This is a genomic window from Desulfuromonas sp. (assembly GCF_002868845.1).
Lineage (GTDB): Bacteria > Desulfobacterota > Desulfuromonadia > Desulfuromonadales > BM501 > BM501.
The window spans coordinates 15812-40061 of sequence record NZ_PKUB01000031.1 but is presented as its reverse complement, the minus strand read 5'-3'; the positions used below and the strand labels follow the sequence as shown (position 1 = coordinate 40061).

19 protein-coding genes and 2 pseudogenes are annotated in these 24250 nt (G+C 65.5%); 12 read left to right on the top strand and 9 right to left on the bottom strand.

Annotated elements, in window-relative coordinates:
* Nucleotides 1-39: 39 nt before the first annotated feature.
* The 5 genes from C0617_RS09660 to C0617_RS09640 all read right to left on the bottom strand — a co-directional run bounded on the left by C0617_RS09660 (nucleotide 40) and on the right by C0617_RS09640 (nucleotide 6486).
* Nucleotides 40-1983 carry a hypothetical protein gene (locus tag C0617_RS09660; protein WP_291316816.1) on the bottom strand — a complete coding sequence of 648 codons (1944 nt, stop codon included), beginning with the start codon at nucleotides 1981-1983 and terminating at the stop codon, nucleotides 40-42.
* 98 nt (nucleotides 1984-2081) lie between these two features.
* Nucleotides 2082-3296, bottom strand: coding sequence for a DUF1566 domain-containing protein (locus tag C0617_RS09655; RefSeq protein ID WP_291316815.1), 1215 nt, complete (start codon nucleotides 3294-3296; stop codon nucleotides 2082-2084).
* 281 nt (nucleotides 3297-3577) lie between these two features.
* Entirely contained in the window at nucleotides 3578-4357 is a 780-nt protein-coding gene (locus C0617_RS09650) for an ABC transporter permease (RefSeq protein ID WP_291316814.1), read from the bottom strand.
* Nucleotides 4354-5289, bottom strand: coding sequence for an ABC transporter ATP-binding protein (locus C0617_RS09645; protein WP_291316813.1), 936 nt, complete (start codon nucleotides 5287-5289; stop codon nucleotides 4354-4356). The genes C0617_RS09650 and C0617_RS09645 overlap by 4 nt, the downstream gene beginning before the upstream one ends.
* Before the next feature lie 81 nt (nucleotides 5290-5370).
* Nucleotides 5371-6486 carry an HDOD domain-containing protein gene (locus C0617_RS09640; protein ID WP_291316812.1) on the bottom strand — a complete coding sequence of 372 codons (1116 nt, stop codon included), beginning with the start codon at nucleotides 6484-6486 and terminating at the stop codon, nucleotides 5371-5373.
* A gap of 265 nt (nucleotides 6487-6751) precedes the next feature.
* On the opposite strand from C0617_RS09640, the gene C0617_RS09635 reads away from it, so the two are divergent.
* Together C0617_RS09635 and C0617_RS09630 are read left to right on the top strand one after the other, a co-directional pair.
* Nucleotides 6752-7606: a DUF3108 domain-containing protein gene (locus C0617_RS09635; protein ID WP_291316811.1), complete on the top strand. Its 855-nt coding sequence runs from the start codon at nucleotides 6752-6754 to the stop codon at nucleotides 7604-7606.
* Nucleotides 7607-8145: 539 nt separating this feature from the next.
* Nucleotides 8146-8337, top strand: a complete 192-nt coding sequence (locus tag C0617_RS09630) for a hypothetical protein (RefSeq protein ID WP_291316810.1) — start codon at nucleotides 8146-8148, stop codon at nucleotides 8335-8337.
* Nucleotides 8338-8416: 79 nt separating this feature from the next.
* On the opposite strand, the gene C0617_RS09625 is transcribed toward C0617_RS09630, so the two are convergent.
* Both C0617_RS09625 and C0617_RS09620 read right to left on the bottom strand, forming a co-directional pair.
* On the bottom strand, nucleotides 8417-8986 hold the full coding sequence (locus tag C0617_RS09625; protein ID WP_291316809.1) for a hypothetical protein: 570 nt from the start codon (nucleotides 8984-8986) through the stop codon (nucleotides 8417-8419).
* 120 nt (nucleotides 8987-9106) lie between these two features.
* Nucleotides 9107-10642 carry an SDR family oxidoreductase gene (locus C0617_RS09620; RefSeq protein ID WP_291316808.1) on the bottom strand — a complete coding sequence of 512 codons (1536 nt, stop codon included), beginning with the start codon at nucleotides 10640-10642 and terminating at the stop codon, nucleotides 9107-9109.
* Nucleotides 10643-10981: 339 nt separating this feature from the next.
* Between C0617_RS09620 and C0617_RS09615 the strand changes: the two genes are divergently transcribed.
* The 7 genes and pseudogenes from C0617_RS09615 to C0617_RS09590 all read left to right on the top strand — a co-directional run bounded on the left by C0617_RS09615 (nucleotide 10982) and on the right by C0617_RS09590 (nucleotide 18244).
* On the top strand, nucleotides 10982-11554 hold the full coding sequence (locus C0617_RS09615; RefSeq protein ID WP_291316807.1) for a TetR/AcrR family transcriptional regulator: 573 nt from the start codon (nucleotides 10982-10984) through the stop codon (nucleotides 11552-11554).
* Nucleotides 11555-11603: 49 nt separating this feature from the next.
* Nucleotides 11604-11924, top strand: coding sequence for a quaternary ammonium compound efflux SMR transporter SugE (sugE, locus tag C0617_RS09610; RefSeq protein ID WP_291316806.1), 321 nt, complete (start codon nucleotides 11604-11606; stop codon nucleotides 11922-11924).
* Between the two features lie 174 nt (nucleotides 11925-12098).
* Nucleotides 12099-13244, top strand: a complete 1146-nt coding sequence (locus tag C0617_RS09605) for an efflux RND transporter periplasmic adaptor subunit (protein ID WP_291316805.1) — start codon at nucleotides 12099-12101, stop codon at nucleotides 13242-13244.
* 185 nt (nucleotides 13245-13429) lie between these two features.
* Nucleotides 13430-14042, top strand: a pseudogene (locus C0617_RS17120) (efflux RND transporter permease subunit); the annotation flags it as partial.
* 1 nt (nucleotide 14043) lies between these two features.
* Nucleotides 14044-16506: pseudogene (locus C0617_RS09600) on the top strand (efflux RND transporter permease subunit); the annotation flags it as partial.
* A gap of 119 nt (nucleotides 16507-16625) precedes the next feature.
* Nucleotides 16626-18050 carry an efflux transporter outer membrane subunit gene (locus tag C0617_RS09595; RefSeq protein ID WP_291316803.1) on the top strand — a complete coding sequence of 475 codons (1425 nt, stop codon included), beginning with the start codon at nucleotides 16626-16628 and terminating at the stop codon, nucleotides 18048-18050.
* Nucleotides 18051-18064: 14 nt separating this feature from the next.
* Entirely contained in the window at nucleotides 18065-18244 is a 180-nt protein-coding gene (locus C0617_RS09590) for a hypothetical protein (RefSeq protein WP_291316802.1), read from the top strand.
* Nucleotides 18245-18537: 293 nt separating this feature from the next.
* Here C0617_RS09590 and tatC read toward each other — a convergent pair whose 3' ends face one another.
* Together tatC and tatB are read right to left on the bottom strand one after the other, a co-directional pair.
* Complete coding sequence (tatC, locus tag C0617_RS09585; protein WP_291316801.1) at nucleotides 18538-19287, bottom strand: twin-arginine translocase subunit TatC; 750 nt, start codon at nucleotides 19285-19287, stop codon at nucleotides 18538-18540.
* Entirely contained in the window at nucleotides 19277-19621 is a 345-nt protein-coding gene (gene tatB / locus C0617_RS09580) for a Sec-independent protein translocase protein TatB (RefSeq protein WP_291316800.1), read from the bottom strand. The genes tatC and tatB overlap by 11 nt, the downstream gene beginning before the upstream one ends.
* Before the next feature lie 162 nt (nucleotides 19622-19783).
* Here tatB and nadA point away from each other — a divergent pair, with 162 nt between their 5' ends.
* The 3 genes from nadA to mfd all read left to right on the top strand — a co-directional run bounded on the left by nadA (nucleotide 19784) and on the right by mfd (nucleotide 24248).
* Nucleotides 19784-20698 (top strand): quinolinate synthase NadA, encoded by a 915-nt coding sequence (gene nadA / locus C0617_RS09575; protein WP_291316799.1) that lies wholly within the window; start codon nucleotides 19784-19786, stop codon nucleotides 20696-20698.
* A 64-nt stretch (nucleotides 20699-20762) separates the two neighbouring features.
* The gene (locus C0617_RS09570) at nucleotides 20763-20918 is read left to right on the top strand and encodes a hypothetical protein (protein ID WP_291316798.1); all 156 of its coding nucleotides are present in this window, start codon (nucleotides 20763-20765) and stop codon (nucleotides 20916-20918) included.
* 9 nt (nucleotides 20919-20927) lie between these two features.
* Nucleotides 20928-24248 carry a transcription-repair coupling factor gene (gene mfd, locus C0617_RS09565; protein ID WP_291316797.1) on the top strand — a complete coding sequence of 1107 codons (3321 nt, stop codon included), beginning with the start codon at nucleotides 20928-20930 and terminating at the stop codon, nucleotides 24246-24248.
* Nucleotides 24249-24250: the final 2 nt, after the last annotated feature.

Genomic DNA, 24250 nt, shown 5'->3' with positions numbered 1-24250 from the left:
ATTTGCGGTGCCCGGTGCTGCGAGGGGCTGAAAAGGGTTTTACTCTTTGCGCCGGCGCAGCAGGCCGAGCCCTGCGCCGAGGGCGCCGAGCAGCCACCAGCCGTTCATGACCGGGACCCGGGTCGGGTCGGCCGGGGGGGTGGGCTCGGCGATGGAGAAGGGCGAGAAGCTCGTCGTCTCGCCGCAGACGATGTTGGCCTCCGTGTCCACGGTGGTGGTGATGTCAGTCCAGCCCCCGTCGGTGCGGTGGAACAGGCGCAGCTTCGGCTCCCGCTCGAGGTCGGCCAACTGCCACTCGTCGTAGCCGATGCAGACCTCGACCGGCCCGCTGAAGCTCGCCGTGGTGGCGATCTCGTAGGAGGCGCCCGAGGGCAGCCGGAAGTTGGCCGGGGCCGCCGGGGTCTCGACGGGGGTCGCGGTGACGGCGCCGCCGCCGGTGACCTCGTCGAAGGTCACGCTCACCTTCGGCAGGGTCAGGTTGACGTCGGTGCCGCTGTCGACCGGGCGGAGGGTGTCGTAGGCGAATGTGGCACTCACCGTGCAGTCGCCGGTGATCGCGGCGGTGGTGTAGGTGCTGCCGGCGAGGGTTCCGCCGCAGCCGGTGACGCTGTCGATGGCGTAGTCGGTGTGGGGGGCGACGGTGAAGCTGGCGCTCTGGCCGTGGTCCACGCTCTGGGGGCCGCCCGGCACGATGCGGCCGTATGCGCCGGCCTCAGGGGTGACGGTGAAGGTGTCGGGGGCGAAGAAGGCCTCGACGGTGCAGCTCTCGGTGACGGGGCCGGTGGTGTAGGTGCTGCCGTCGAGGGTGCCGCCGCATCCGGTGACCGTGACGACGTGGTAGCCGGTTTCGGGGGTGACGGTGAAGCTTGTCGTGGCGTTGTAGTCGATCGTCTGCGCCGTATCGGGGGCGAGGGACCCGTGCTCGGCCGCCGCCGGGGTGACGGTGAAGGTGTCGATGGAGAAGCTTGCCGAGACGGTGCAGTTCTCGGTGACCGCGCCGGTGGTGTAGGTGCTGCCGGAGAGGGTTCCGTCGCAGCCGGTGACGGTATCGATGTGGTATCCGGTATCGGGGGTGACGGTGAAGCTGGTGGCCTGGCTCTCGGTGACGCCCTGGGCCGTGCCGGGGTCGAGGGCGCCATGATCGCCTGCCGAGGGGGTCACGGTGTAGGTGTCGGGGACGCTGGTGACGGTGAGGACGAAGGCGTGCTGCGCTTGCCGGGTCCCGTCGGAGACGGTCACTGTGACCGTCGCGTTGCCGTGCTTGTTCGCTGCCGGGATGACGGTCAGGGTACGGTCGGCACCACCGCCGCCGACGACGATGTTGCCGCTCGGCACCAGGGCCGTGTTGTTGGAGGCGGCGGTCACGATCAGGGTTCCTGCGGCGGTTTCCAGGTCGCCGACGGTGAAGGGGATCGCCCCGGTGGTGCCGTCCTCGGCGATCTGCAGGTCGGCGATGTCGGCGACGGTCGGCGCCCCGTTTTCGTAGGCCAGCGCGTAGGCGATCGGGGCCGCCTCGGGGCTCGCGAAGTGGATCCAGCCGATGCCGTCGCTCCAGGCCCAGCCGTCGAAGCCGCCGCCGGCATCGACGGTCACCCCGCCCCCTGAGGGGGCGAAGTGGATCCAGCCGGCCGCCTCGCTCCAGGCGTAGCCGGAGAGCGCGGTGCCGGAGCGGTTGACGCCCCAGTCGGTCGCCGAGTCGTTGGCGTAGGGGCCGCCGCCGTCGGCGCCGAGCTTGATCCAGCCGACGCTCTCGTTCCAGGCGTAGCCAGAAAGCCAGGCGTCGCGCACCGTCACCCCGCCGTTTTCGGGGCGGAAGTCGGTCCAGCCGGCCGTCTCGCTCCAGGCGTAGCGGTCGGTGGCGCTCACGTTGCCCGTTGCGGGGGCGGCCCATGCGGCGCCGGCGGCGATGCAGAGAATCGCCACGGCGACCATCCCTGCCCACAGGGCCCGAAGCATTCCGTTATTTTCATTGCCTGATTTCATTGAATCGCTCCCGTATATGTCCATCGTCCGGGCCTCAAGACTCGGCAGGGGAGACGCCGCCCTCCCTACCCTCTGAAACAGCCAGCTTCCCGAAGCGCCTATTGCCCATCTCGCACCGGCCAGAGGAAAATACTCGTGGCCTTGTTGTGGCCAAGCGCAAGGCCGATGTTGAATTGCACGTACCAGTTGAGGGTGAAGTTGTCCGCGACGGTCGTGGACGTCCAGTAGTCAGATAACACCACGCTGTCAAACGGGTGCTCGGCAGGAAGGGCGGGGCCGTATTGGCTGTAGTCGATCAGGCTGTGCAGCTCGCGCAGGCTCGGCACCCGCCAGTCTCCGGCGCTTGAGCCGTCGCTGAGCCCGCATGTCCCGTTGGCGAGGCCGGAGGCGAGCGCGAGGGAATCATTTAAATTTCTCGTCCCATAACAATTGGCGTTTTTCAACCAGACCAGCCCGGTCAGGTTGTCGGTCACGGTGCCGTCGTTGTTGTCGGTGAAACGAGTACTTGGGGTCCAGGCAACGCCGGTCTGGAGGGCACCGTCGTCGCCGGAGACGTGGATGGCGGTCTGGCCAGTCTGGGGCACCATGCCCGGGTAGGCCGGGGCGGGCGCGGCGCTGCCGGTCACTTCAAGGCCGTCGACCCAGGCCTTCTTGCCGTTGGCGATGTCGCTTGCTGTGGCGTCCCCGCTGCTGGTGTCGACCACGTTGGAGTCGCCGGCCACGCCGAAGATGGTCGCGCCGGCCTTGATGTTGCCTGAGGCCAGGTCGGCGTCGCCAGCCACGGTCCCGCTGCCGTCGTGGTAGCCTGCAGGGATCCCCTGCTCGCTCACACCGGGGGTGATCGCCACTGCGCCGTTGTCCGGCATGGCGCCTGTCACCTCGGCCCCATCGACCCAGGCCTTCTTGCCGCTGAGAAGCTCGGCCGCTACGGCATCGCCGCTGCTAGTGTCGACTTGGCTGACGGTGCCAGTCTGAACCCCCCAACTGCCGTCGGTGCGCAGGCCCCAGAAGGTCTTGCCATTGAGTACGTCACCGGGGGCGGCGCCGCTGACGTTGTCGGCCGCGGGCATCTTGCCCATGACGTCGTTGAGGCTCGTGGCCCCGGCGCCGGGCGCCGCGCTCGGCTCGGTGAAGGCGCCGCTGCGCTTGGCCGCAGTGGCCCCGGTGTCGAGGCGGTCGTAGAGATCCTGCACGGTGTGCATGGCGCTGTCGGCCGAGTCGGGTGCCGGGGGGGCCGGATCGGCGGCCAGGGCGGGCCCGGCGGCGAGGACGGCGGCCAGGACGATGACAAGTACCTTAGCGATCTTTCCCATGGTGATTCCTCCTGTGTCTATGAACATGCAGGCGTGCAGATGTAGAAGAAAAGAAGTGAGGACAAATCTTTATTGCTGACAGGATCGGCAGCATACGGGCGTTGCAGGTGCTGGCGGCATAATACCGACCCCGACCCGGCAACAACCAAGGATCACCGATCATGCGGCAGCACTATATAATGGGAAATATTAAATTAGCAACATAAAATAATATTTAAGGCTGTAACTTTTCTAGTCTTTTAGTTGCAAAAGGTTTACAGGGGCATCGATTTGTAGGGCGTTCAGGTCCGCAGCCGGTAGCCCCGGCCGATGAGGGCGGCGACCCAGACGAAGAGGGCCAGGGCCATGGCGCCGGTGACGGCGAAGGCGGTGGCCAGGGGGATGTCGCCGACGCCGAGGATGGCGTGGCGGAAGCCGTCGATGAGGTAGAGGAGGGGGTTGAGGTGGGAGAGGGCCGCCCAGGGGGCGGGGAGGATGGAGATGGGGTAGAAGACCCCGCCGAGGTAGATCAGGGGCAGGATGATGAAGTTGGAGAACATGGAGAGGGAGTCGAAGTTGTTGGCGAAGATCGCCGCCACCATGCCGAACTGGGCGAAGAGGACGCTGGCCAGGCAGGCCATGGCGACCGCCGCAAGGGGGTGGGCCCAGGGCAAGTCGGCGAAGAGGGTCGAGATGATCCACACCGACAGACCGACGCAGAGGCCGCGGATCATCGCCGCCAGGGTGTAGGCGAGGATGATCTGGGGCGGGGTGACGGGGGTGACGAGCAGGTCGACGATGTTGCCGAGGTAGCGGGACATGAAGAGGGAGCTCGAGGTGTTGGCGAAGGAGTTGTTGATCACCCCCATGAGGATCAGCCCCGGGATGACGAACTGGGCGTAGGAGAAGCCGGGCAGGACGCTGATCCGCTCGCCGAGGGTCGCCCCGAAGACGAAGAGGTAGAGCGAGGCGGTGATGATCGGGGTGAGCACGGTCTGGGAGGCGACCCGCAGAAAGCGGCGCACCTCTTTCTCGAGCAGGGTCAGGAAGGGGAGCCAGGGGCTGAAGGGGGGCGCGCTCATCGGGTCTGCCCCCCGTGGCCGCGGCCGTTGCCGGTGAGCTTGAGAAAGGCCTCCTCTAGGCTCGGCTGGCGGGTCTCGACGTCGGCGATCTCCACCCCGAGCCGGCAGAGGTCGGCGAGCAGTTCGCCGGAGGGCGCCCCGCTGGCGAGGGCGAAGTCGATGCGCCTGCCCTCCTCCGCGAGCCGCCCGGCGTAGGGGGCGAGCTCCGCGGGAAGCGTCTCCAGGGGCCGGCCGAGGTGGACGGTGAGGGTGCGTCCCCCCATGCGCCGGACGAGCTGGGCGGTCGGCTCGAGGGCGGCCAGCTCGCCGTCGTTCATGATGGCGATGCGGCCGCACATCTGCTCGGCCTCCTCCAGGTAGTGGGTGGTGAGCAGGATGGTCGTCCCCTGCCGGTTGATCTCCCGCACGAAGTCCCACAGGGTGTGGCGCAGCTCCACGTCGACCCCGGCCGTCGGCTCGTCGAGGATGAGGAGCCGGGGCTTGTGGATCAGGGCCTTGGCGATCATGTAGCGGCGCTTCAGCCCCCCGGAGAGCTTGATCATGACCTTGTGCAGGTGGGGGCCGAGGCCGAGCCGCTCGATCAGCATCCGCCGCCACGCCGGATCGTCCTTCACCCCGTAGTAGCCCGAGTGGATCTTCAGCCCGCGGTCGATGGTGAAGAAGTTGTCGATGACGATCTCCTGGTGCATGATCCCCGTCAGGCGCCGCGTGGTGCGGTAGTCCCTGCGGTTGTCATGGCCGAAGATCTCCACCGAGCCCCCGCCGATGCGGGTCACCCCGGCGACCATGTTGATGGTGGTGCTCTTGCCGGCGCCGTTGGGGCCGAGCAGGCCGAAGATCTCCCCCTCCTCCACGGCGAGGGAAAGGTCCCTGACCGCCGGGACGCCGGCGTAGCTTTTTTCCAGGTGGCGGATGTCGAGGGCGAGGTTCATGCCCGGCACTATACTCCGGGCAGGGCGGGGTTTCAAGGGGGATGGGCATGCTCGAAGGGCCGCGCAAGGGCGGGGGGCGGCCTAGGCGACCCGGTCGAGCACCCCTTCGGCGCGGAGGAGTTCCTCCAGGATCGCGTCCACCTTCTCCCTGGAGAGCTCCAGGGCGGAGCAGTCGGCCAGGAGGGACTCGAGCCGGCCGGGGTCGTTCACCAGGCCGTCGGCCAGAAAGACGATCTCCACGGCCTTGCGGCCGCTGGCCGCCTGTCCGGGCTCGTGGTGCCATTCGATCGTTTCGATGACCAGCTCCGGCAGGTTCCACTTGGCCGCGAGGAGAACCCCGGCCTGGGCATGGAACTCTTCGAGGAGCGAGGCCTGGGCTGGCTCGTCAAGTTCGGAGTCGTCGAGGAGGCTGAGCAGGGCGGTCTTGCCGATGTCGTGGAGCAGGCCGCAGACAAAGGCCTCCTCTTCGTCCCACCCGACCGCCGCGGCGATCTGCTTGGCCACGAAGGCGCACCGGAAGCTGTGCCGGAGGACCTCCTGGACCTGGGCCCGGTTCTTCGAAAAGGCCTGGCCGAGGCCGTGGGTGGTGATCACGCTCAGCAGGGAGCGGAAGCCCATGATGACGATGGCGTGCTGCAGCGAGGTGACCGGGCTGACCAGGCTGTAGTAGGCGGAGTTGACGACGTTGAGGATCTTCGAGGTCAGGATCTGGTCGGCCATGACGATTTTCATGGCCTCGCCGGCCGACCCCCCGATCCCGCCCAGGCACATGTGGAGCCGGGAGAGGACCGCGGGCATGGGGGGCAGTTCGATCTCTCCCTTGAGAATCTGGCGGCTGATTTTGCGCACCGCCTCCTCCTGGAGCTGCAGCTGGCGCAGTTCGGCGTCCCGGTTGATCTGTTCGGCCTCCTGCAGGCTTTCGGCGCACGGGAGGTGGCGCCGGGAGGCGGGGGCCCCGGCAGGCAGGTCGGGGCGGAATTCGAACCGCCCTTCGGGCCACCGCAGGGCCTCGGCCAGCTCTTCCGCGGTCCGGCGGGAGGAAAAGGCATCGATCAGGCCCTGCTGCAGGGAAAAGGCCTTGACCTTCCCTCCCTTTTCCTGCGCGACGCGCAGAAAGCCCGATTTCGCCCTGTCCCCCAGCCATCCCAGAAGCTCCCCCAGGGGCATGATCTCAAGATCGCCGTATACCTTTTTCACCGCCGTCCTCTCGATTTTCGGTTTTGGGGAAGAACGCTCCCCTGGCAGCTGTCAAACCGACTATTCCTCATATCGGACGGCGAGGGGCAAAGCTTAAGCGCTCCGCGCCGCGTCCTTTTCCTTCTGTGGCGCCGTTGAGCCCGGCTGCCGTTTTGACCGTTGACAATCGGAGCGGAACGTTTTATCCATGGCCGGACGTTCATTGGAAGAATTTGGCCGATCTGCTCTGAAAGAGATGCCGCCACGGGCGGAGGAGGGACGATTCATGGGTGCAGGACAGTCGCCGGACAACTGGGGCGGATCGGGGGAGAGGGCGGCCGGCATCCGGCGCAAGATCCTGCTGCTCCTGTTGCTGGTGGTCTTCTTCCCGGGGGGCGGAGAGGCAGCTGAGCCGCCCGAGTCTTTGGAGTTCGACATCACCTGGGCGGGAATCCGGGTCGGCCGCTCAAGTATCGAATCGGTTTCGAGCGAGAAGGGCCTGGAGATTGTTTCCCGGGTCGACTCGGCCGCCTGGACCCTGCCCTTTTACGTTGTCGAGGACAGGGAAAGGAGCACACTGGAGCGGGACGGGTCGCGGTACGTCCCCGTCGCCTACGGGTTGGCCCTGCACGAGGGAAAGAACAGGGTCAGGCGCGAGGCGCTTGTTGACCGCCGGGCCGGCCTCGTCCGCCTGCTGAATCCCGAGACCGGGGAGCAAAGCGAATATCCCCTGGCGGGGCCGGTCTGGGACCCGGTCTCCTGCCTTTATCATCTTCGCCATCGGCCCCTGGAGGTCGGGCAGGAGTTTGCCCTCACCCTTCTCGACAAGGATTCTCCCAACCGGGTGCGGGTGAAGGTTCTGCGCCGGGAGAAGGTGAAGACCGCCGCCGGAATCGTCGATACCCTCGTGGTCCGCTCGGACATGGCGATCGACAGCGAGGGACTCTTCTACGCCCGCGGAAGCCTGACCATGTGGCTTTCCGAGGACGGGGGGAGGGTGCCCGTCCTGATCGAGAAAAGAATCCCGGGCCTGTTCAACAACGGGATGCCCGGTTTTCTCAAAAAGGTTCTTCCCGATGCACTGCAGAAGAGCCTTGAGAATCTGGAAGTCATTCGGGCCGAACTGGTTCACCGGGGTTAGGCGCCTTTCGGTGGGGCAGGAAACCGTTTCGCCGCATTGGGGATTTGCCCCAAGTTGGGCGATTTGCCCCAGTGAATGAATCAGAAATGGTTTTGTCAATGGGCGCTGAAAAGCTCAATAACGACTTTGACCGCGGCTTTTTTGCCAAGAGGTTCACTGTTTTTTGCGGCGAGGTGTTCGGGATGTTCCGCATGACGGGGGATTTGAGGGCCAAGGTCTAAAGTTGGGCCGGTTTTTGCAAAGGTTCTTTCCTGAGGATCGGAGTTGGGCTATGGGAAAGGTGACTTTTCCTCCGAATAACCGCTCTTTTTCTCTCCTTCTAGGCAGAGCCGGCAACGGCTCTGCCATTTTTTTTGGAATTATCGCCCCAAGGGAGATGACCCGAAGCCGGTTGTTCCTTAACGCAAGGGGAGCCTGAAAGCATCCTGATGTGCGGCCGGGTCGATTTTCCCTCTTCCTGTGGGGGCCAGACCTTCCTTCGGCGTTGACATCGGGGAGAGTCGGGCTATGATTTTAATAAGAACAGAGGAGGGAGAGCCATGACCGAAAAGACCCATTGCCAGGCGCCGCAAGAGCACGAACTGCATCTCTGCGAACTCAAGGCGAAGCCCCACAAGGCCGACATCGACAAACTGTTTGAAAATCCCAAGTTCGTCTGCACCAACTGCGGCGGACGGGTCAACCGGGCCGAGAACCTCTGCAGCCCTAAGCCGATCGGCCCGGAAGACTAGGCGGGGTCAACAAATGGAAACGAAAAAGGCGACCCGCAAGGGCCGCCTTTTTCGCGTTGATCCTGTCGAACAGTCGGGATCAGAGCAGGTGTGTCAGACCTTTGTTGGCGTATTTTTGCAGTTTTCTGCTGGAGGCCTCGTCGGCGATCTTTTCGAGGGTCGTTCTGTACTTGGAGTCTCCCGAATTGGACAGGACCTTGACCATCCAGGCCATGGCGTCGACGTAATGCTTGTTGTCGGGATGATCGTTGAACCCTTTCAGCAGCTCTCCGTTGACCGCCGCAAGGAGGTACGGCTCCTTCCCGAAGTGCTTGTATATCCTCTTGGCGGCGTCCCTTTTGGCGCTCGGGTTGGAGGACTGAAGGTCGCGGACGTAGGGGGCGAATTTGGAGGGGACCGCATTTTTGACCGCGGCCGTCGCCTTGGGCGCCGCTTTTTTGACAACCTCGACCGCCGCGGCGGCCTCGGGTGCGGCTTTTTGGGCCTGTTCGAGGGCCTCCTGGGCCTGGTTCGCGGTCTTCTGGGCGGCTGCGGCTACCTGCTTGAGGGTTTCGACGGTGTCTTTGGTGATACCGGCCTTCTCTTCCTGGCCGCAGGCGGTCAGGGCGAAAAGAGCCAGGCAGGCAACGGTGATCCAACGCAGCATCATGGGAACCTCCTTGGGATATCGGTTTGGGCGACGCCCGATTAGCGGGAACGAAAAAGCTTTAATGGAGGGGAGTATAGCAAAAGTGCGGGGGGGAGCCAAGCTCCTAGTCGATCGGCGTATTCAGGGGCTGTGGGGAGTCTTTTCGGGATCGGTGATCGGCTCGGGCCCGGCGATGACGGGGCGGTCGATGGCCCGACCGATGCCTCGCAGCATGCCGTTGAAGATGAGGTTGTGAAAGGGGTAGACGGCCCACCAGTAGACCAGGCCGAGCAGGCCCCTGGGAAGGAAGCGGGCGATCTGCAGCAGTTCGGTCTGGCCGGGTGAGATCTCCCGTAGGCGAAACTCGAGGACCGCCTCGCCGGGGACTTTCATCTCGGCCGCCAGCTGCAGCAGGCCGGGCTTCTCGACCCGGGCGGCCCGCCAGAAATCGATGGCGTCGCCGGGGCGCAGGTCGATGGGGCAACGGCGTCCGCGCCCCAGCCCGACTCCTCCCATGAGCCTGTCGAAGAGGCCCCGCACGGCCCACATCCAGTTGGCGTAGTACCAGCCGGTGGTGCCGCCGATGCGGACCAGGGCCCGCCACAGTTCGTCGGGGGCGGCGTCGAAGACGATCCGCCGCGAGTCGTCGTAGTGGGTTCCGCCGGCCCAGCTCGGGTCGTCGGGAATGCTCCACTCGGCGGGGGGGATGAGCCCGGCGTCAAGCCAGGAGCTTTCCACCTGGTGCTGGCGGATCCGCTCCAGGGCCAGCCGGATTGCCTGGCGGCAGTCGAGCAGCTCCTGGGGGACCAGTTCGCGGATCCGGGTGTCGCGGCACACGACCGCGTTGCGAAGCCCTTCGGCCAGGGGCCGGGCCAGGGCGGAGGGAACCGGGGTGACGAGGTGGATCCAGTAGGAGCTCAAGCGCGGGGTCAGAACCGGGACGGGAAGGATCAGCCGCCGGTGCAGCCCCGCCTCCTCGGCGTAGATCCGCATCAGCTGCCGGTAGGTGACCACCTCCGGCTGGCCGATGTCGAAGGTCTCCCCGGCTGTTTCCGGGCACTCGAGGCAGCCGATGAGGTAGGCGAGGACGTTGCGGATGCCGATGGGCTGACAGGGGGTGTCGACCCAGCGGGGGGTGACCATGACCGGCAGGCGGTCCACCAGGTAGCGGAGGATCTCGAAGGAGGCGCTTCCCGAGCCGATGATCATGGCCGCGCGCAGCACCGTGACCGGAACCGCCCCATCGCCCAGGATGCGGGCCACCTCGGTGCGGGAGAGGAGGTGTTCGCTGAGTTCGTCGCTCTCCTCGCCGAGACCGCTGAGGTAGACTATGCGCTCCAGGCCGCAGGCCTCGGCCGCCTCGGCCATGTTGCGGGCGGCGCGGCGGTCGGTTTCGGCGAAATCGGCCACCTTGGGGTTCATGGAGTGGACCAGGTAGAAGGCGGCCCAGCAGCCTTCGGCGGCCGACGTCATCGAACCGCCGTCGAGCAGGTCCCCCCGGACGATCTCCAGGGCGGGGTGGTCGGCCCACGGCCGGCCGGCGAGCTTGGAGGGGGTGCGGACAACGGCCCGCACCCGGTAGCCGGCCTCCAGAAGGCGGGGTGCCAGGCGGCCGCCGATGTAGCCGGTGGCACCGGCGACCAGGATCGGCCTGGATTCTTTTTCAGCAGGGGACATGGCGGAGAACCCTTCCCGGCGGATCGTTGAGGAAACGAAAGAGCCTATTCATACCAAGTGCTTGAACGGATGTCGATGGAAAGGGGGCGTTTCCTGTTTCCTATTCTAGCGCATAGGACCTGTCTGGCCACTGGTCCGGGGACTTTCCTTTCAAAGGCTTTCGTGGGGATGGGAGAAAGGGTTGTGGGGGGCGAGTCCCCGGGACCGACCGGAGCGCTGGAAAAACGTCATCTCCTTGAAGTTAACCAGAGAGAGAAAAGAATTCCCCTTGACACGCCGGTGCGGTTGGCGCTAAAAGAAGGAGTGAACATTCACTCCGCCTTTTTCGAGGGAGCCGTCATGAACGAAAAGAAGACCGACAAGCGCCGCGCCATCCTTCGGTCGACCATGGAACTGATCGCCGAGCAGGGGTTCCACGGCACCCCGACCTCGCAGATCGCCCAGCGGGCGGGGGTCGGCGTCGGCACCATCTACCGCTATTTCAAGGACAAGGACGAGCTGATCGAGGAGATCCACGAGGAAAACCACGCTCTCTTCGCCAGCACCTTCGCTGAAAACTACGACCCGGCGATGCCGGTCCGGGAGAACTACCTCGCCATCTTTTCCGCCCTCACCCGGCTGTTCATCGCCAACCCCTTCGAAATCAGGTTCATGGAGCAGTACTACAACTCCCCCTACGGCATCGCCAAGAAGCGGGCCGAGGAGGTCGAGTGCGACAAGCCGCTGTTTGCCTTCTTCGAGCAGGGCAAGGAGCAGCAGGTGATCAAGGACCTGCCCTGCGAAGTCCTGATGAGCCTGTCCTTCGGGCCGATCCTCTTCCTGACCCGGGACCACCTGAACGGCTTCGTCGATTTGAACGACGAGATGATCGCCACCTCCGTGGAGGCGACCTGGGACGCGGTCAAAAGATAGGGGCAGAATTTTTCATCCAGAAACCACGAAACGACGAGAGGCTTTTCCCATGGCCTGGTTCTACCTGACCGTCGCCGGGCTCTTCGAGGTCGGCTGGGCGGTCGGCCTGAAATACACCGAGGGGTTCACCCGCCTCGTACCCTCGGTGCTGACTCTCGCCGCCATGGCGGTCAGCTTCGGCCTGTTGAGCGCCGCCCTGAAGACTCTCCCGGTGGGGACGGCCTACGCGGTCTGGACCGGCATCGGCGCGGTCGGCACCGCCCTGGTCGGGATGGCCCTGTTCGGCGAGCCCCGGGAGGCGGCACGGATCGTCTGCATCCTTCTCATTGTGGCGGGGATGGCCGGTCTCAAGTTCACCGCCAACCATTGACCGAGCCTCCGACGGGGCCGAGCCGCCGTGAACCGGCGGCTCTTTTTTACCGCAGAGAACGGAGTGACCATTCACTCCATCCCGTTTGGAGCAGATCGGACGCAAGTCCATTTATTCAAAATACCACCTGGAGTGACTTGTTCATTCCTCCCAGAACCTGCAACGAGGAGCATCATGAAACAAGAGACCACATCCGGACAGAACGGGCCGGGAACCAAAACCGGGGGCCGCTCGCGGCGCACCGCAGCGACTGTATCGATCTGGAGCGCCCTGACCCTGCTCTGCGCGGGGGCCTATCTTCTGCTGCAGCCGCCGGCCTTTGCCGAAGGCGCTAAGGAGGAGGCGCCGACCCGGCCGCCGATGCCGGTGGAGGTGACGGAGGTCTCCCTGGCCGCTGCCGACCGGAACATCGGCGCCGTCGGCACCCTGCACTCCAACGAGTCGGTGACGATCGCGGCGGAGATCGCCGGCCGGATCGCTGGAATCGACTTCGCCGAAGGGGAGGGGGCCGCCGAGGGCAAATCCCTGATTCGCCTCGATGCATCGGTGCTGGAGGCCGAGCTCGACCGGGCCGAGGCCAACCGGGCCCTGCACGAGGCCAACTACCGGCGGGCGGAGGCCCTGCTGAAAGACAAGGCGATTTCCGAGCGGGAGCGGGACGAGACCTACGCCCTCTGGCAGCTCGACGAGGCGAGCGTGCGCCTGGCCAAGGCCCAGCTCGACAAGGCGACGATTCGCGCTCCCTTCGCCGGAACCACGGGGCTGCGCAGGGTCAGCGTCGGCGACTACGTTCAGCCCGGCCAGCCCCTGGTCAACCTGGAGGATACGGGCCGGCTCAAGGTCGAATTCCGGGTTCCCGAGAAGTTTTCCGCCCAGGTGAAGGTCGGGCAGCGCCTTGAACTGGCGTCCGACGCCTACCCGGGCCGGGATTTCATTGGCCGGCTTTACGCCATCGATCCCCAGGTGGAAATGAACAGCCGCTCCCTGGTCCTGCGCGGGCAGCTCGACAACCGGGACGGCCTGCTGCGCCCGGGACAGTTCGTGAAGGTGACGCTTGCCGTGGAGCAGAGGACCGATGTCCTCTTCGTCCCCGAGCAGGCGCTGATCACCCAGCCGAACTCCCAGTTCGTCTACAGGGTGGACGACGGGACGGCGCAGATGGCCCCGGTGAAGACGGGGATGCGCCGCAAGGGGTGGGTCGAAGTGACCTCGGGGCTCGCGGCGGGGGACGTGGTCGTCACCGGCGGGCACCAGAAGATCGGCCCTGGAAGCCCGGTCCACCCGGTCCCGGCCGACCCGGCGCTCTTCGCCAAGCTATAAAAGCATTGAACAAAAGCCGAATTCGCTCTCACGCAAAGCCGCAAAGACGCCAAGGGGTAGAAATGCAAGCCCCTGATTCCAAGAGATCTTCTTTGCGCCTTTGCGGCTTGAGTGAGCGGAGCGAACGGGCGTGAGATGAATAGGTTTCTCGGTTCTCCGAGAACAACAAATGAAAGCAACGTGCCATGCAAATATCGGAAATAAGCATCAAGCGCCCCGTCCTGGCGACGGTCATGAGCCTGCTGATCGTGCTGATCGGTCTGGTTTCCTATGATCGTCTGACGGTCCGCGAATATCCCAATATCGACGAACCGACGGTGTCGGTCATCACTCTTTACCAAGGGGCCAGCCCCGATATTATTGAGACCGAAGTCACCACCATTATCGAAGACAGTCTTTCGGGGATCGAGGGGATCAAAACGATCACATCGGAAAGCCGCCAGGAACAGAGTCAGATCAGCATCGTCTTCAAGATGGAGCGCAATGCCGATGACGCGGCTGCCGAGGTGCGTGACCGGGTCGGACGGGTTCGCGCTGAGCTGCCCTATGATATCGAGGAGCCGGTCATCGCCAAGGTCGAGGCCGACGCCTCACCGATCCTCTATCTGTCCTTCTCCAGTGATAAGCACAGCCCCGAAGAGATTACCGATTACGTCGATCGCTATGTGACCGACCAGCTGGAGATGATCGACGGCGTTGCCGAAGCTCAGATCCTCGGTGGTCGAAAGTACTCGATGCGCATCTGGCTCGACCCGGCACTGCTTACAGCGCGGGGGGTCACACCTCAGGATGTTGAGANATCCGTGCGCAGAACATCGAGGTGCCGGGAGGCAGGCTGGAGAGCAGCACCCGCGAATTCACCGTCCTTTCTGACACCAGCCTCAACTCGCCGGAACAGTTTGAGGATGTCATCGTCCGCAAGTCGGGCAGCACTTTTATTCGACTGAAAGATGTCGGTCGGGCCGAGATCGGTCCCGAGTCGGTGCGTGAAAACCTGCGCTACGAAGGCGGGCAGGCGGTTGCTATAGGTCTGGTCAAGCAGTCGGTTGCCAACCCACTCGATATCTCTGCGGCGCTGCACGAAATGCTGCCGGAGCTGCGGGATTCATTCCCGGAAGGGATGAAGACCAAGATTGTTTACGATTCCTCGATATTTATCGAGCGCTCTATCGAGAACGTCTTCAGCTCGATCTTTGAAGCGGTCGGATTGGTGCTGCTGATCATCTTCATCTTCCTGCGTTCTGTTCGTTCCACCCTGATCCCCCTGGTCACGATCCCGGTGTCGCTGGTCGGTTCCTTTGCCCTGATGTGGGCACTCGGTTTCTCCATCAATACCCTGACTCTGCTGGCGATGGTGCTGGCGGTCGGGCTGGTCGTCGATGATGCCATCGTCGTTCTGGAAAACGTTCATCGACACGTGGAAAATGGTCTGAAGCCCGGCAAGGCGGCGATCAAGGGGATGCAGGAGATCGGCTTCGCCGTTGTCCTGATGACCCTGACCCTGGCCGCTGTGTATGTGCCGGTGGCGATGATGGAAGGCCGTACCGGCAAGCTGTTCAGCGAGTTCGCCCTGACTCTGGCCGGCGCGGTTATCGTCTCCGGGTTCGTTGCCCTGACTCTGACGCCGATGATGTGCGCCAAGATGCTGCGTCACCGGGAAAACCATATGAAGATTTTCACCATTATGGAGAACATCTTCGTTGCCATCGAAAATGGTTACCGTCGGGTTCTTGGTTGGTCATTGAAGACGGTATTGGTCGGCCTGGTCATTGCCGTGATTGCCGGGACCGGGACCTGGTATCTCTACGCTCAACTGCCGTCGGAGATGTCGCCGCTGGAGGACCGTGGCGTGTTCATGACCTTTCTTATCGCTCCTGACGGCGCCAACGTCAAATATACCGATCATTACCTGAAGCAGGCGGAAGCCCTGCTGCAGCCGATCCCGGAGAAAGTGGGTGTGTTCTCGGTGGCCGGGATGCGGGGTAATGTGACCGAAGGACTCAGTTTCGTTGAGCTGAAGGACTGGGAGGTGCGGGAGCGTTCCTCTCTGCAGATCGCTGGTGAGTTGGGTCCGCAGCTCTTCGGCATCCCCGGGGTCCTCGGCTTCCCCATCACCCCGCCTTCTCTCGGCCAGCCCTTCATGGACCAGCCGGTGCAGTTCGTGGTCAAGACCAGCGACTCCTACGGGGAGCTCAACGACCAGATCGGCAAGCTGATGGCCGAGGTGCGCAAGAACCCCCGGATCGTGGCGGCGCGCAGCGACCTCAAACTCAACTCCCCCGAGCTGCGGCTGGCCGTCGACCGGGACAAGGCGGCCGACCTCGGCGTGGGCGTCGCCGCCATCGGCCGCACCATCGAGACGATGATGGGTGGGCGGGACGTGACCCGCTTCAAGATGGACGGCGAGCAGTATGACGTCATTGTCAAGATCGAGGACGAATTGCGCGCCACCCCCGAAGACCTCAACCGCATCCACGTGCGCTCTGCCAGCGGCGAGATGATTCCCCTCTCCGGCCTGGTGACCATCAACGAGGGGGTCACCGCCCAGTCGCTCAACCACTTCAACCGCAGCCGCGCCGCCGTCATCAGCGCCAACCTGGCCCCCGGCTACTCCCAGGGCGAGGCGCTGGCCTACATGGAGGAAGCCGCGGCGCGCATCCTGCCGGAGACCGCCCGCATCGATTACAAGGGGCAGTCGCGCGAGTTCAAGGACAGCAGCGCGGGCCTGCTTCTGACCTTCGCCCTGGCGCTGATCATGATCTACCTGATGATGGCCGCCCAGTTCGAGTCCTTCGTCGACCCGCTGATCATCCTCTTCACCGTGCCGCTGTCGATGGCCGGAGCCCTGCTGGCCCTCTATTTCCCCGACAACACCCTGAGCATCTACAGCCAGGTCGGCTTGATCACCCTGGTCGGGCTGATCACCAAGCACGGCATCCTCATCGTCGAGTTCGCCAACCAGCTGCAGGAGCAGGGCAAGAGCAAGCTCGAGGCGATTCTCGACGCGGCGACCTTGCGGTTGCGGCCGATCCTGATGACGACCGGGGCGATGGTCCTCGGCACCGTGCCCCTGGCCCTGGCCAGCGGCGCAGGCGCCGAGAGCCGCTCGCAGATCGGCTGGGTGATCGTCGGGGGCCTGACCCTCGGCACCGTCCTGACCCTCTTCGTCATCCCGGCGGCCTACCTGCTCCTTGCCCGGCGGCGGCAGAAGGTCGCGGCGGAGGAGGCAGCGGAGCTGCCGGAGGTTTCCGAGGCTGCATAGGCCCATGGCATCAGCCACAGGGACACGGAGACGCAGAGTTTAAACCCGAAAAACTCCAGCCTTTGTTTTCCTCCGTGCCTCTGTGGCAAACATTGATCCTTAAACAACAGGTATTGACGATGTACAAACAGGTCCGTCACATTATCGCGCTCACTCTTTTCAGCCTCCTTTTGGCCGGCTGCACCCTCGGCCCCGACTATCTCCGCCCCGAGGTCGACACCCCCCTCGCCTGGAAGGAAGGCGCTCCCTGGAAGGAGGCGGCCACGATGGACGGGGCGCCGAAGGGAAGCTGGTGGGAGATCTACGGCGACCCGGTCCTGAACGGGCTCGAAGAGGAGGCCGCCGCGGCCAACCAGGACCTGCGGGCGGCGGCCGCCCGGGTCGACCAGGCCCGGGCGCTCGCCCGCATCGACGAGGCCGACCTGCTGCCGCGGGTGGACCTCAACCCTGCGGCGGGCCGCGCCCGGACCCCCGGCGATTTCGCCTTCGGAGGCAAGGGAGTCACCGGTGACAGCTACTCGGTCCCCTTCGACCTGAGCTACGAGATCGACCTCTGGGGGCGGGTGCGGCGCTCGGCCGAGGCCTCCCGGGCCGACGCCGGGGCGAGTCTGGCCGACTACCGTAATGTGCTGCTGGTCCTGCAGGCCGAGGTGGCCGGCAACTACTTCGCTCTGCGCTCCCTCGACGCCGATATCGCCCTGCTCGAAAGAACAGTCGGATTGCGCCGGGAGAACCTGGAACTGGTCGCCAGCCTTTTTGAGCACGGCCAGGTCGGGCGCCTCGACGTGGCCCGGGCCGAGACCGAGCTGGCCACCACCGAGGCCGAGGCCCTCGGCGTGCAGAAACGGCGTGCCGAGCTGGAGCACGCCCTCGCGGTGCTCCTCGGCCGGGCGGCCGCAGGCTTCGCCCTCTCCCCTGCGCCCCTCGACCTGACCCCTCCGGCAGTTGCCCCCGGGCTTCCCTCGAGCCTCCTGGAGCGGCGTCCCGACGTCGGGGCGGCCGAGCGCCAGATGGCCGCCGCCAGCGCCCGCATCGGGATCGCAAGGACCGCCTTCTTCCCCGCGATTCGCCTGACCGGCAGCGCCGGCTACGCCAGCACCGAAGCCTCCGGGCTGTTCGACTGGGACAGCCGGTCCTGGGCCCTCGGCCCGGCGGTTTCCCTGCCGATCTTCGAGGCCGGCCGCAACCGGGCCAACCTGAACCGGGCCCGGGCGGCCTACGAAGAGGCCGTGGCCATTTACCGCCGGCAGGTTCTGGTCGCCTTCGCCGAGGTCGAGGACGCCCTCTCCGGCCTGCGGGTTCTGGCCGCGCAGGCCGATGCCCAGGGAAGAGCGGTCGGGGCGGCCCGCGAGGCGGCGGAGATTTCCGACAAACGCTACCAGGCAGGATTCGTGAGCTACCTCGAGGTTGTGGACAGTCAGCGCACCTCCCTGCAGAGCGAACGGCAGGCGGTCCAGATTCTCGGCCAGAGGCTGCAGGCGAGCGTCTCCCTGATCAAGGCCCTTGGGGGGGGATGGAACATGGAGCCGGGCCAGGCCGGCTGAGGGAGGGGGATTCGATGGTCAGGATGTTTTTGCAATGGATTGGGATTGCGGCCGCTATGGCGGCCTGGGGGAAGATCGGCTGGATGCTTTTGGCCGAGACGGAGGGCTTCTGGGCCCTGATGGCCTTCATCTACGCGACCGGCTTTGCCGTTATCGCGGTGGTCGCCTGGAAACCGCGCAAGCCGGCCGAGTAAAGCCAGAAATCAAAAACGGCCTCTCGAACCCGCATGCGCTCACTCGATCCCCAAGGGGGAGAGGCCTGCAGCCTTTGTTTTGGGCGCAGGTCCGAAGAAAGGAGTTCTTCCAAGCCCCGGGGAGCCCTTTCTCCCTGACCTTCGGGGATTTTCCCCTCCGATGCAGGCTCCGACCGATCCTCGTTTCAGCTCGTTCGCGCAAAAAGGGCCCCAACCTTCGTAAAGGTCGGGGCCCTTTGGTATTGTTCTATCGACGGTGAAGAGCCGGTGGTCCGGCTCGGCCGGGTCCCGGTCTACTCTTCCGCCTCCTCCTCGTCCTTTTTGCGCTTGCCGAAAAAGCGCGCCACCCAGATGCCGACCTCGTAGAGGACGATGAAGGGGACGGCGATGGCGGCCTGGGAGAAGACGTCGGGCGGGGTGAGAAGGGCTCCGAACAGGAAGGCGGCGAGCAGGGCGAACTTGCGGTTTTTGGCCAGCCACTTGTGGTCCACGATCCCTATTCGGGCCAGGAAGAAGATCACGATGGGCAGTTCGAAGACGAGGCCGAAGGCCAGAAGCAGCTTGGTTGACAGGCTCAGGTAGCTTCCCATGGAGAGCATGGCGTTGATCTCGCCGCTGCCGGTGCCGAATTTGATGAGAAAGGTGAAGATGGTCGGAAAGACGAAGGAGAAGCCGAAGAAGGTTCCTGCCCCGAAGCAGAGGCAGCTGGCCAGGACGAAGGGGATGGCGTATTTTTTCTCGTGGGCGTAGAGGCCGGGGGCGATGAAGGTCCAGATCTGCCAGAAGATCACCGGCATCGCGATCAGCAGGCCGGCCAGGGCGCCGACCTTCAGGTAGGTGAAGAACGGTTCGGTGGCGTTGATGAAGACCAGAGAGCTGCCTTCGGGCAGGGCGGCCTGAACCGGTTCGGAGATGTATCCGAAGAGGCGCTCGGCAAAGCTGTAGCAGGCGAGGAACGCCACCAGCCAGGCTCCGGAGGCGATTATCAGGCGTTTGCGCAGCTCCTCCAGGTGGGCGGTGAAAGGAAGGGGCTCATCCGCCATGGGGGGGCTCCTTCGGTTCCTGGGGCGCTTCCCGGTCCTCCCCGGAATCGTCGGTTTGCTCCGCTGGGCTCGACTCCCCCTCTTCGGCCAGGGACGAGAAGGGCTTGGGGACGGCCTTGGGAGGGCGGATTTTCCCCTCCTTGAGGAGCTGGTCCTTGGTTTCGCTGCTGCGGGCCTCTTCGTGGAGGGTGCTTTTCAACTCGTCGGTGGCGCGGCGGAACTCGGCCAGGCCGCGGCCCAGGGCTTTGGCGATGTCGGGGAGTTTCTTGGGCCCGATGACGATGAGGGCCAGGGCCAGGATGAGGAGCATTTCGGGCAAGCCGATTCCGAACATGTAGCGACCTCGCGGGAAGGGAAAAACGCATGAAATTGGGGTGTGACGAGAATAGCTCCAATGCCCCCCTCTGTCAAGGACCGATGGGGCGGGATAAGGGTTTGACATGAAAGGGTTTTTGAACTAGCATTGCGTGTTAAATGACGCATGAAAGGTTTGCTGATGACTCAGGAAGAGATCAAACAGGAAATCCGCCGCCTGGCGCGGGAGCGCAACGCCCTGCTTCTGGCCCACAACTACCAGCGTGACGAAATTCAGGAACTCGCCGACATCACCGGCGATTCCCTGGCGCTTTCCATGGAGGCCGCTCGCACCGACCGGGAAGTCATCGTCTTCTGCGGGGTGCACTTTATGGCCGAAAGCGCCGCCATTCTCGGCCCGGACAAGATCGTGCTGCTGCCCCGACCCGACGCCGGCTGTCCCATGGCCGACATGGTCACCCCCGAGGGGCTGCGTGAGATGAAGGCCCGCTATCCCGGGGCGCCGGTCGTCACCTACGTCAATTCCACGGCCGCGGTCAAGGCCGAGAGCGACATCTGCTGCACCAGCTCCAACGCGGTCAACGTGGTCAACTCCCTGGAGGCCGACGAGGTCCTGCTGGTGCCCGACCGCAACCTGGGCCGCTACATCGCCGACCGCACCGACAAGACCTGCCATCTCTGGGAGGGGTACTGCCCCACCCATGACCGGCTTTCGGTGGAGGACGTGCAGCGGGCCCTCGAGGAGCACCCCGACGCCCTCTTCATGGCCCACCCCGAATGTCCCCCCCCGATCCTGGAGCTGGCCCACCATATCTGCTCCACGAGCGGCATGTACGAGTTCGCCCGTCAGAACCCGGCCGCCAAGTTCATCGTCGGCACCGAGATGGGGATTCTCTACCGGCTGCGCAAGGAGAGCCCGGACAAGGAGTTCATCCTTCCGACCTCCAAGCTCATCTGCCCCAACATGAAGCTCACCTCCCTGGAGGACGTGCTGAAGAGCCTGCAGACCATGAGCCCGGAGATCACCGTGCCGGCGGACGTCCGCGAGCGGGCCAAGTTGACCCTCGACCGGATGCTGGCGGTCCCCCGCGACTGAGAGACCAGGAAACCTCAACCCACCGCAGGGGCGTGTCCAGGCACGCCCCTCTCTATTGGCGCCCATGGATCCGGAGAACTCCACACAGACGGTCGCCCACGCCACGGTTCGCTCCTTCGTCGAAGGGGTCCGGGGCGAATCGGGCCGGGCCGAGGTCCTCGGCCTGGTCGGCTCCGGAGGCGCCCACCTGCTGGCGGGGCTCCTCGACGCCAGCGACTAGACCCTCCTCGTGGTGGCTCCCGACCAGAAGAGTGCGAGGCGCTTTGCCGCCGAGCTCGCCTTCTTCCACGGCCGCCCCGGCGAGGTCTTCTTCCTTCCTCACTGGGAAATCCCCCCCTACGAGGCCCTGAGCCCCCACCCCGAGGTGGAGGCGGGCCGCCTCGCCGCCCTGGCCGCCCTCTACGAGGGCCGGGCGCGGGCGGTGGTCCTGCCGGTGCGGGCCCTGATGCAGCGGGTCATCCCCCGCCAGGCGCTGGGCGGGCTGTGCGAACGCCTGGTGACGGAGGAGGAGTACCCCCGCAAGGCCCTGCTGGAGCGCCTCGTGGCCCTCGGCTACGGTTCCGTTCCCATGGTCGAGGACCGGGGCACCTTCTCGGCCCGGGGGGACATCCTCGATCTCTATCCTCCCACCCGCCAGGACCCCGTGCGCATCGAGTTCTTCGGCGACTACGTGGAACGGATGCGCCCCTTCGATCCCGGCACCCAGCGCTCTGCGAAGGAGGAGCTGGAGGAGCTGCTGCTGCTGCCGGCCCGGGAGATGGTCCTGGCGGGCGCCCACCTGGAGACCTTCGCCCAGCGCCTCAAGGAGCGCTGCGACCTTCTGGAGATCGCCCGCCCCCGGCGCGAGGCCGTCCTCGAGGAGGCCCGGGAGGGCCTGCTGGCCCCGGGGCGCGCTTTTCTGCTGCCCCTCAACTACCCGGCCCTGGACACCGTCTTCGATTACGCCGACGGGTGCCGGCGGGTGATTCTCGACTCGCCGGCGTTGGAGGGGGAGGCCGACCGCTTCGCCGCCGAGGTCAAGGACGGCCGGGAGCGGATCGCCCGCAAGGGCGAGCCCCACGTTGCGCCCGAGGAACTCTTCCTGACCTCGGCCGAACTGGAGCAGGGGCTGGGGCCGCGGCGCGTTGAGTTCGCCTCCCTTCAGGTCTTCCGGCTTCGGGAGGATCGTCAGCTCTTCCGGGTCAACGCCGAGGGCAACGGCGACATCCGGGCCGGGATCGACCGGGACGGCGACGGGATGAAGAACCTGGCCGACCGTCTGAAGCAGTGGCGCAGCGACGGCTGGCGGACCTGCCTGGTCTGCCACCAGCGGGGCCAGGCCGAGCGCCTCCTCGACCTGTTGCAGCCTTACGGCCTGGAGTTGAGCTTCGACCCGTCGGCGGGGCCGAAACAGCTCCGCCCCGGTCAGCAGCGGGTGGTGCTGGGGGACCTCTCGGCGGGATTCCGCCTGCTCGACGAGAAGCTGGCGGTGGTCACCGAGGAGGAGATCTTCGGTCCGCGGGTGCGGCGCCGGGGGCCGGCCGAGGCCCGGGCCAAGGTCCTCCTTTCCTCCCTGGCCCAGCTCAAGGAGGGCGATTTCGTGGTCCACGCCGACCACGGCATCGGCATCTACCGGGGGCTGCTGCACCTGGAGCTCGGCCAGGTCGAGGGGGATTTCCTCCACCTGGAGTATTCCGGGGCCGACAAGCTCTACCTTCCGGTCGACCGCATCGAGAAGGTTCAGAAGTACGTCGGCGGCGACGGGCATGTTCCGCGCCTCGACAAGATGGGGGGCAGCGCCTGGGAGAAGGCCCGCTTCAAGGCCCGCGCCGCGGTCGAGGAGCTGGCCCGGGAGCTGCTCAAGATCTACGCCCGGCGCGACATGAGCGAGGGATTCCGCTACTCGCCGCCCGACCGGATGTTCCGGGAGTTCGAGGCGGCCTTTCCCTACGAGGAGACCCCCGACCAGCTCGCCGCCATCGGCGAGGTGCTCGAGGACATGCAGTCCGAGCGCCCCATGGACCGCCTGATCTGCGGCGACGTCGGCTACGGCAAGACCGAGGTGGCGGTCCGCGCCGCCTTCAAGGCGGTCCACGACGGCCGCCAGGTGGCGGTGCTGGTGCCGACCACGGTCCTCGCCCAGCAGCACTGGGAGACTTTCACCGAGCGCTTGAAGGACTGCCCGGTGGAGGTCGAAATGGTCTCGCGATTCCGCAGTCCGGCCGAGCAGAAGAGGGTCCTCGCGAAGGCGGGCGAGGGGAAGGTCGACATCCTCATCGGAACCCACCGCCTGCTGCAGCGCGACGTGAGCTTCGCCGACCTGGGCCTGATCATCATCGACGAGGAGCAGCGCTTCGGGGTCAGCCACAAGGAGCGGCTGAAGAGTCTGCGCGCCGAGGTGGACGTGCTGACCCTGACCGCTACCCCCATCCCCCGCACCCTCCACATGGGGCTGATGGGCCTGCGCAGCCTCTCGGTCATCGACACCCCGCCGGTGGACCGCCTCGCCATCCGCACCTACGTGACCCGCTTCGACGACGACCTGATCCGCGAGGCGGTCCTTCGCGAGCTGCGCCGCGGCGGCCAGGTCTTCTTCGTCCACAACAGGGTGCAGTCCATCGACGCCATGGCCGGCTTCCTGCGGACCCTGGTGCCCGAGGCGAAGGTCGCCGTCGGCCACGGGCAGATGGGGGAGAAGGCCCTCGAGGAGGTGATGCTCGGCTTTGTCGAGGGGCGCAGCAACGTCCTGGTCTGCAGCACCATCATCGAGAGCGGCCTGGACATTCCCCGGGCCAACACCATCATCGTCAACCGCGCCGACTGCTTCGGCCTCGCTCAGCTCTACCAGCTGCGCGGCCGGGTCGGGCGCTCCAAGGAGCGGGCCTACGCCTATCTGCTGATTCCCGGAGAGGGGACCCTCACCCGGGACGCCCGGGAGAGGCTGCGGGTGCTGCAGGAGCTCACCGAGCTGGGGGCCGGCTTCCGCATCGCCAGCCACGACCTGGAGCTGCGCGGCGCCGGGGAGCTGCTCGGCGGGCGCCAGGCCGGTCAGATCGCAGCCATCGGCTTCGAGATGTACGCCGAACTGCTTGAGGAGACGGTGCGGGAGCTGCAGGGTCTGGAGCGGGAGGAGAAGGTCGACCCGGAGGTCCGCCTCGGCCTTTCGGCCTTTCTGCCCGAGAAGTACCTGCCCGACCCCAACCAGCGCCTGGTCTTTTACAAAAAGCTGGCCTCGGCGGACGACGATCAGGCCCTGTACACGGTGGCCGACGAACTGCGCGACCGCTACGGCGAGCCCCCTGCGCCGGCCGCATTGCTCCTGGAGGTGATGAAGCTGCGGGTGATGATGAAACGGCTCAAGGTCGAGCTGGCCGAGTACGACGGCCGGCAGCTGGTTTTCGCCTTTCACGCCACCACCCCCGTGCCGCCGGAGAAGATCCTCGCCCTGCTCCAGGAGGGGAGCGGCACGTACCGCTTCTCCCCCGACTACCGGCTCTCGGTGCGCCTCGGCAAGCAGGAGGGGGAGGAGGTCCTCGCGGCGGCCAAAAAAGAATTGCGCCGTTTTCTCTAGCT

Excerpts from the sequence above, each read along its gene's own strand:
- C0617_RS09660 (WP_291316816.1), bottom strand. The coding sequence starts at position 1,983 with ATGAAATCAGGCAATGAAAATAACGGAATGCTTCGGGCCCTGTGGGCA.
- C0617_RS09635 (WP_291316811.1), top strand. The coding sequence starts at position 6,752 with ATGGGTGCAGGACAGTCGCCGGACAACTGGGGCGGATCGGGGGAGAGG.
- tatC (WP_291316801.1), bottom strand. The coding sequence starts at position 19,287 with ATGGCGGATGAGCCCCTTCCTTTCACCGCCCACCTGGAGGAGCTGCGC.
- C0617_RS09655 (WP_291316815.1), bottom strand. The coding sequence starts at position 3,296 with ATGGGAAAGATCGCTAAGGTACTTGTCATCGTCCTGGCCGCCGTCCTC.
- C0617_RS09630 (WP_291316810.1), top strand. The coding sequence starts at position 8,146 with ATGACCGAAAAGACCCATTGCCAGGCGCCGCAAGAGCACGAACTGCAT.
- C0617_RS09625 (WP_291316809.1), bottom strand. The coding sequence starts at position 8,986 with ATGATGCTGCGTTGGATCACCGTTGCCTGCCTGGCTCTTTTCGCCCTG.
- C0617_RS09645 (WP_291316813.1), bottom strand. The coding sequence starts at position 5,289 with ATGAACCTCGCCCTCGACATCCGCCACCTGGAAAAAAGCTACGCCGGC.
- C0617_RS09595 (WP_291316803.1), top strand. The coding sequence starts at position 16,626 with ATGTACAAACAGGTCCGTCACATTATCGCGCTCACTCTTTTCAGCCTC.
- C0617_RS09570 (WP_291316798.1), top strand. The coding sequence starts at position 20,763 with ATGGATCCGGAGAACTCCACACAGACGGTCGCCCACGCCACGGTTCGC.
- nadA (WP_291316799.1), top strand. The coding sequence starts at position 19,784 with ATGACTCAGGAAGAGATCAAACAGGAAATCCGCCGCCTGGCGCGGGAG.
- sugE (WP_291316806.1), top strand. The coding sequence starts at position 11,604 with ATGGCCTGGTTCTACCTGACCGTCGCCGGGCTCTTCGAGGTCGGCTGG.
- C0617_RS09605 (WP_291316805.1), top strand. The coding sequence starts at position 12,099 with ATGAAACAAGAGACCACATCCGGACAGAACGGGCCGGGAACCAAAACC.
- C0617_RS09650 (WP_291316814.1), bottom strand. The coding sequence starts at position 4,357 with ATGAGCGCGCCCCCCTTCAGCCCCTGGCTCCCCTTCCTGACCCTGCTC.
- tatB (WP_291316800.1), bottom strand. The coding sequence starts at position 19,621 with ATGTTCGGAATCGGCTTGCCCGAAATGCTCCTCATCCTGGCCCTGGCC.
- C0617_RS09590 (WP_291316802.1), top strand. The coding sequence starts at position 18,065 with ATGGTCAGGATGTTTTTGCAATGGATTGGGATTGCGGCCGCTATGGCG.
- C0617_RS09615 (WP_291316807.1), top strand. The coding sequence starts at position 10,982 with ATGAACGAAAAGAAGACCGACAAGCGCCGCGCCATCCTTCGGTCGACC.
- C0617_RS09620 (WP_291316808.1), bottom strand. The coding sequence starts at position 10,642 with ATGTCCCCTGCTGAAAAAGAATCCAGGCCGATCCTGGTCGCCGGTGCC.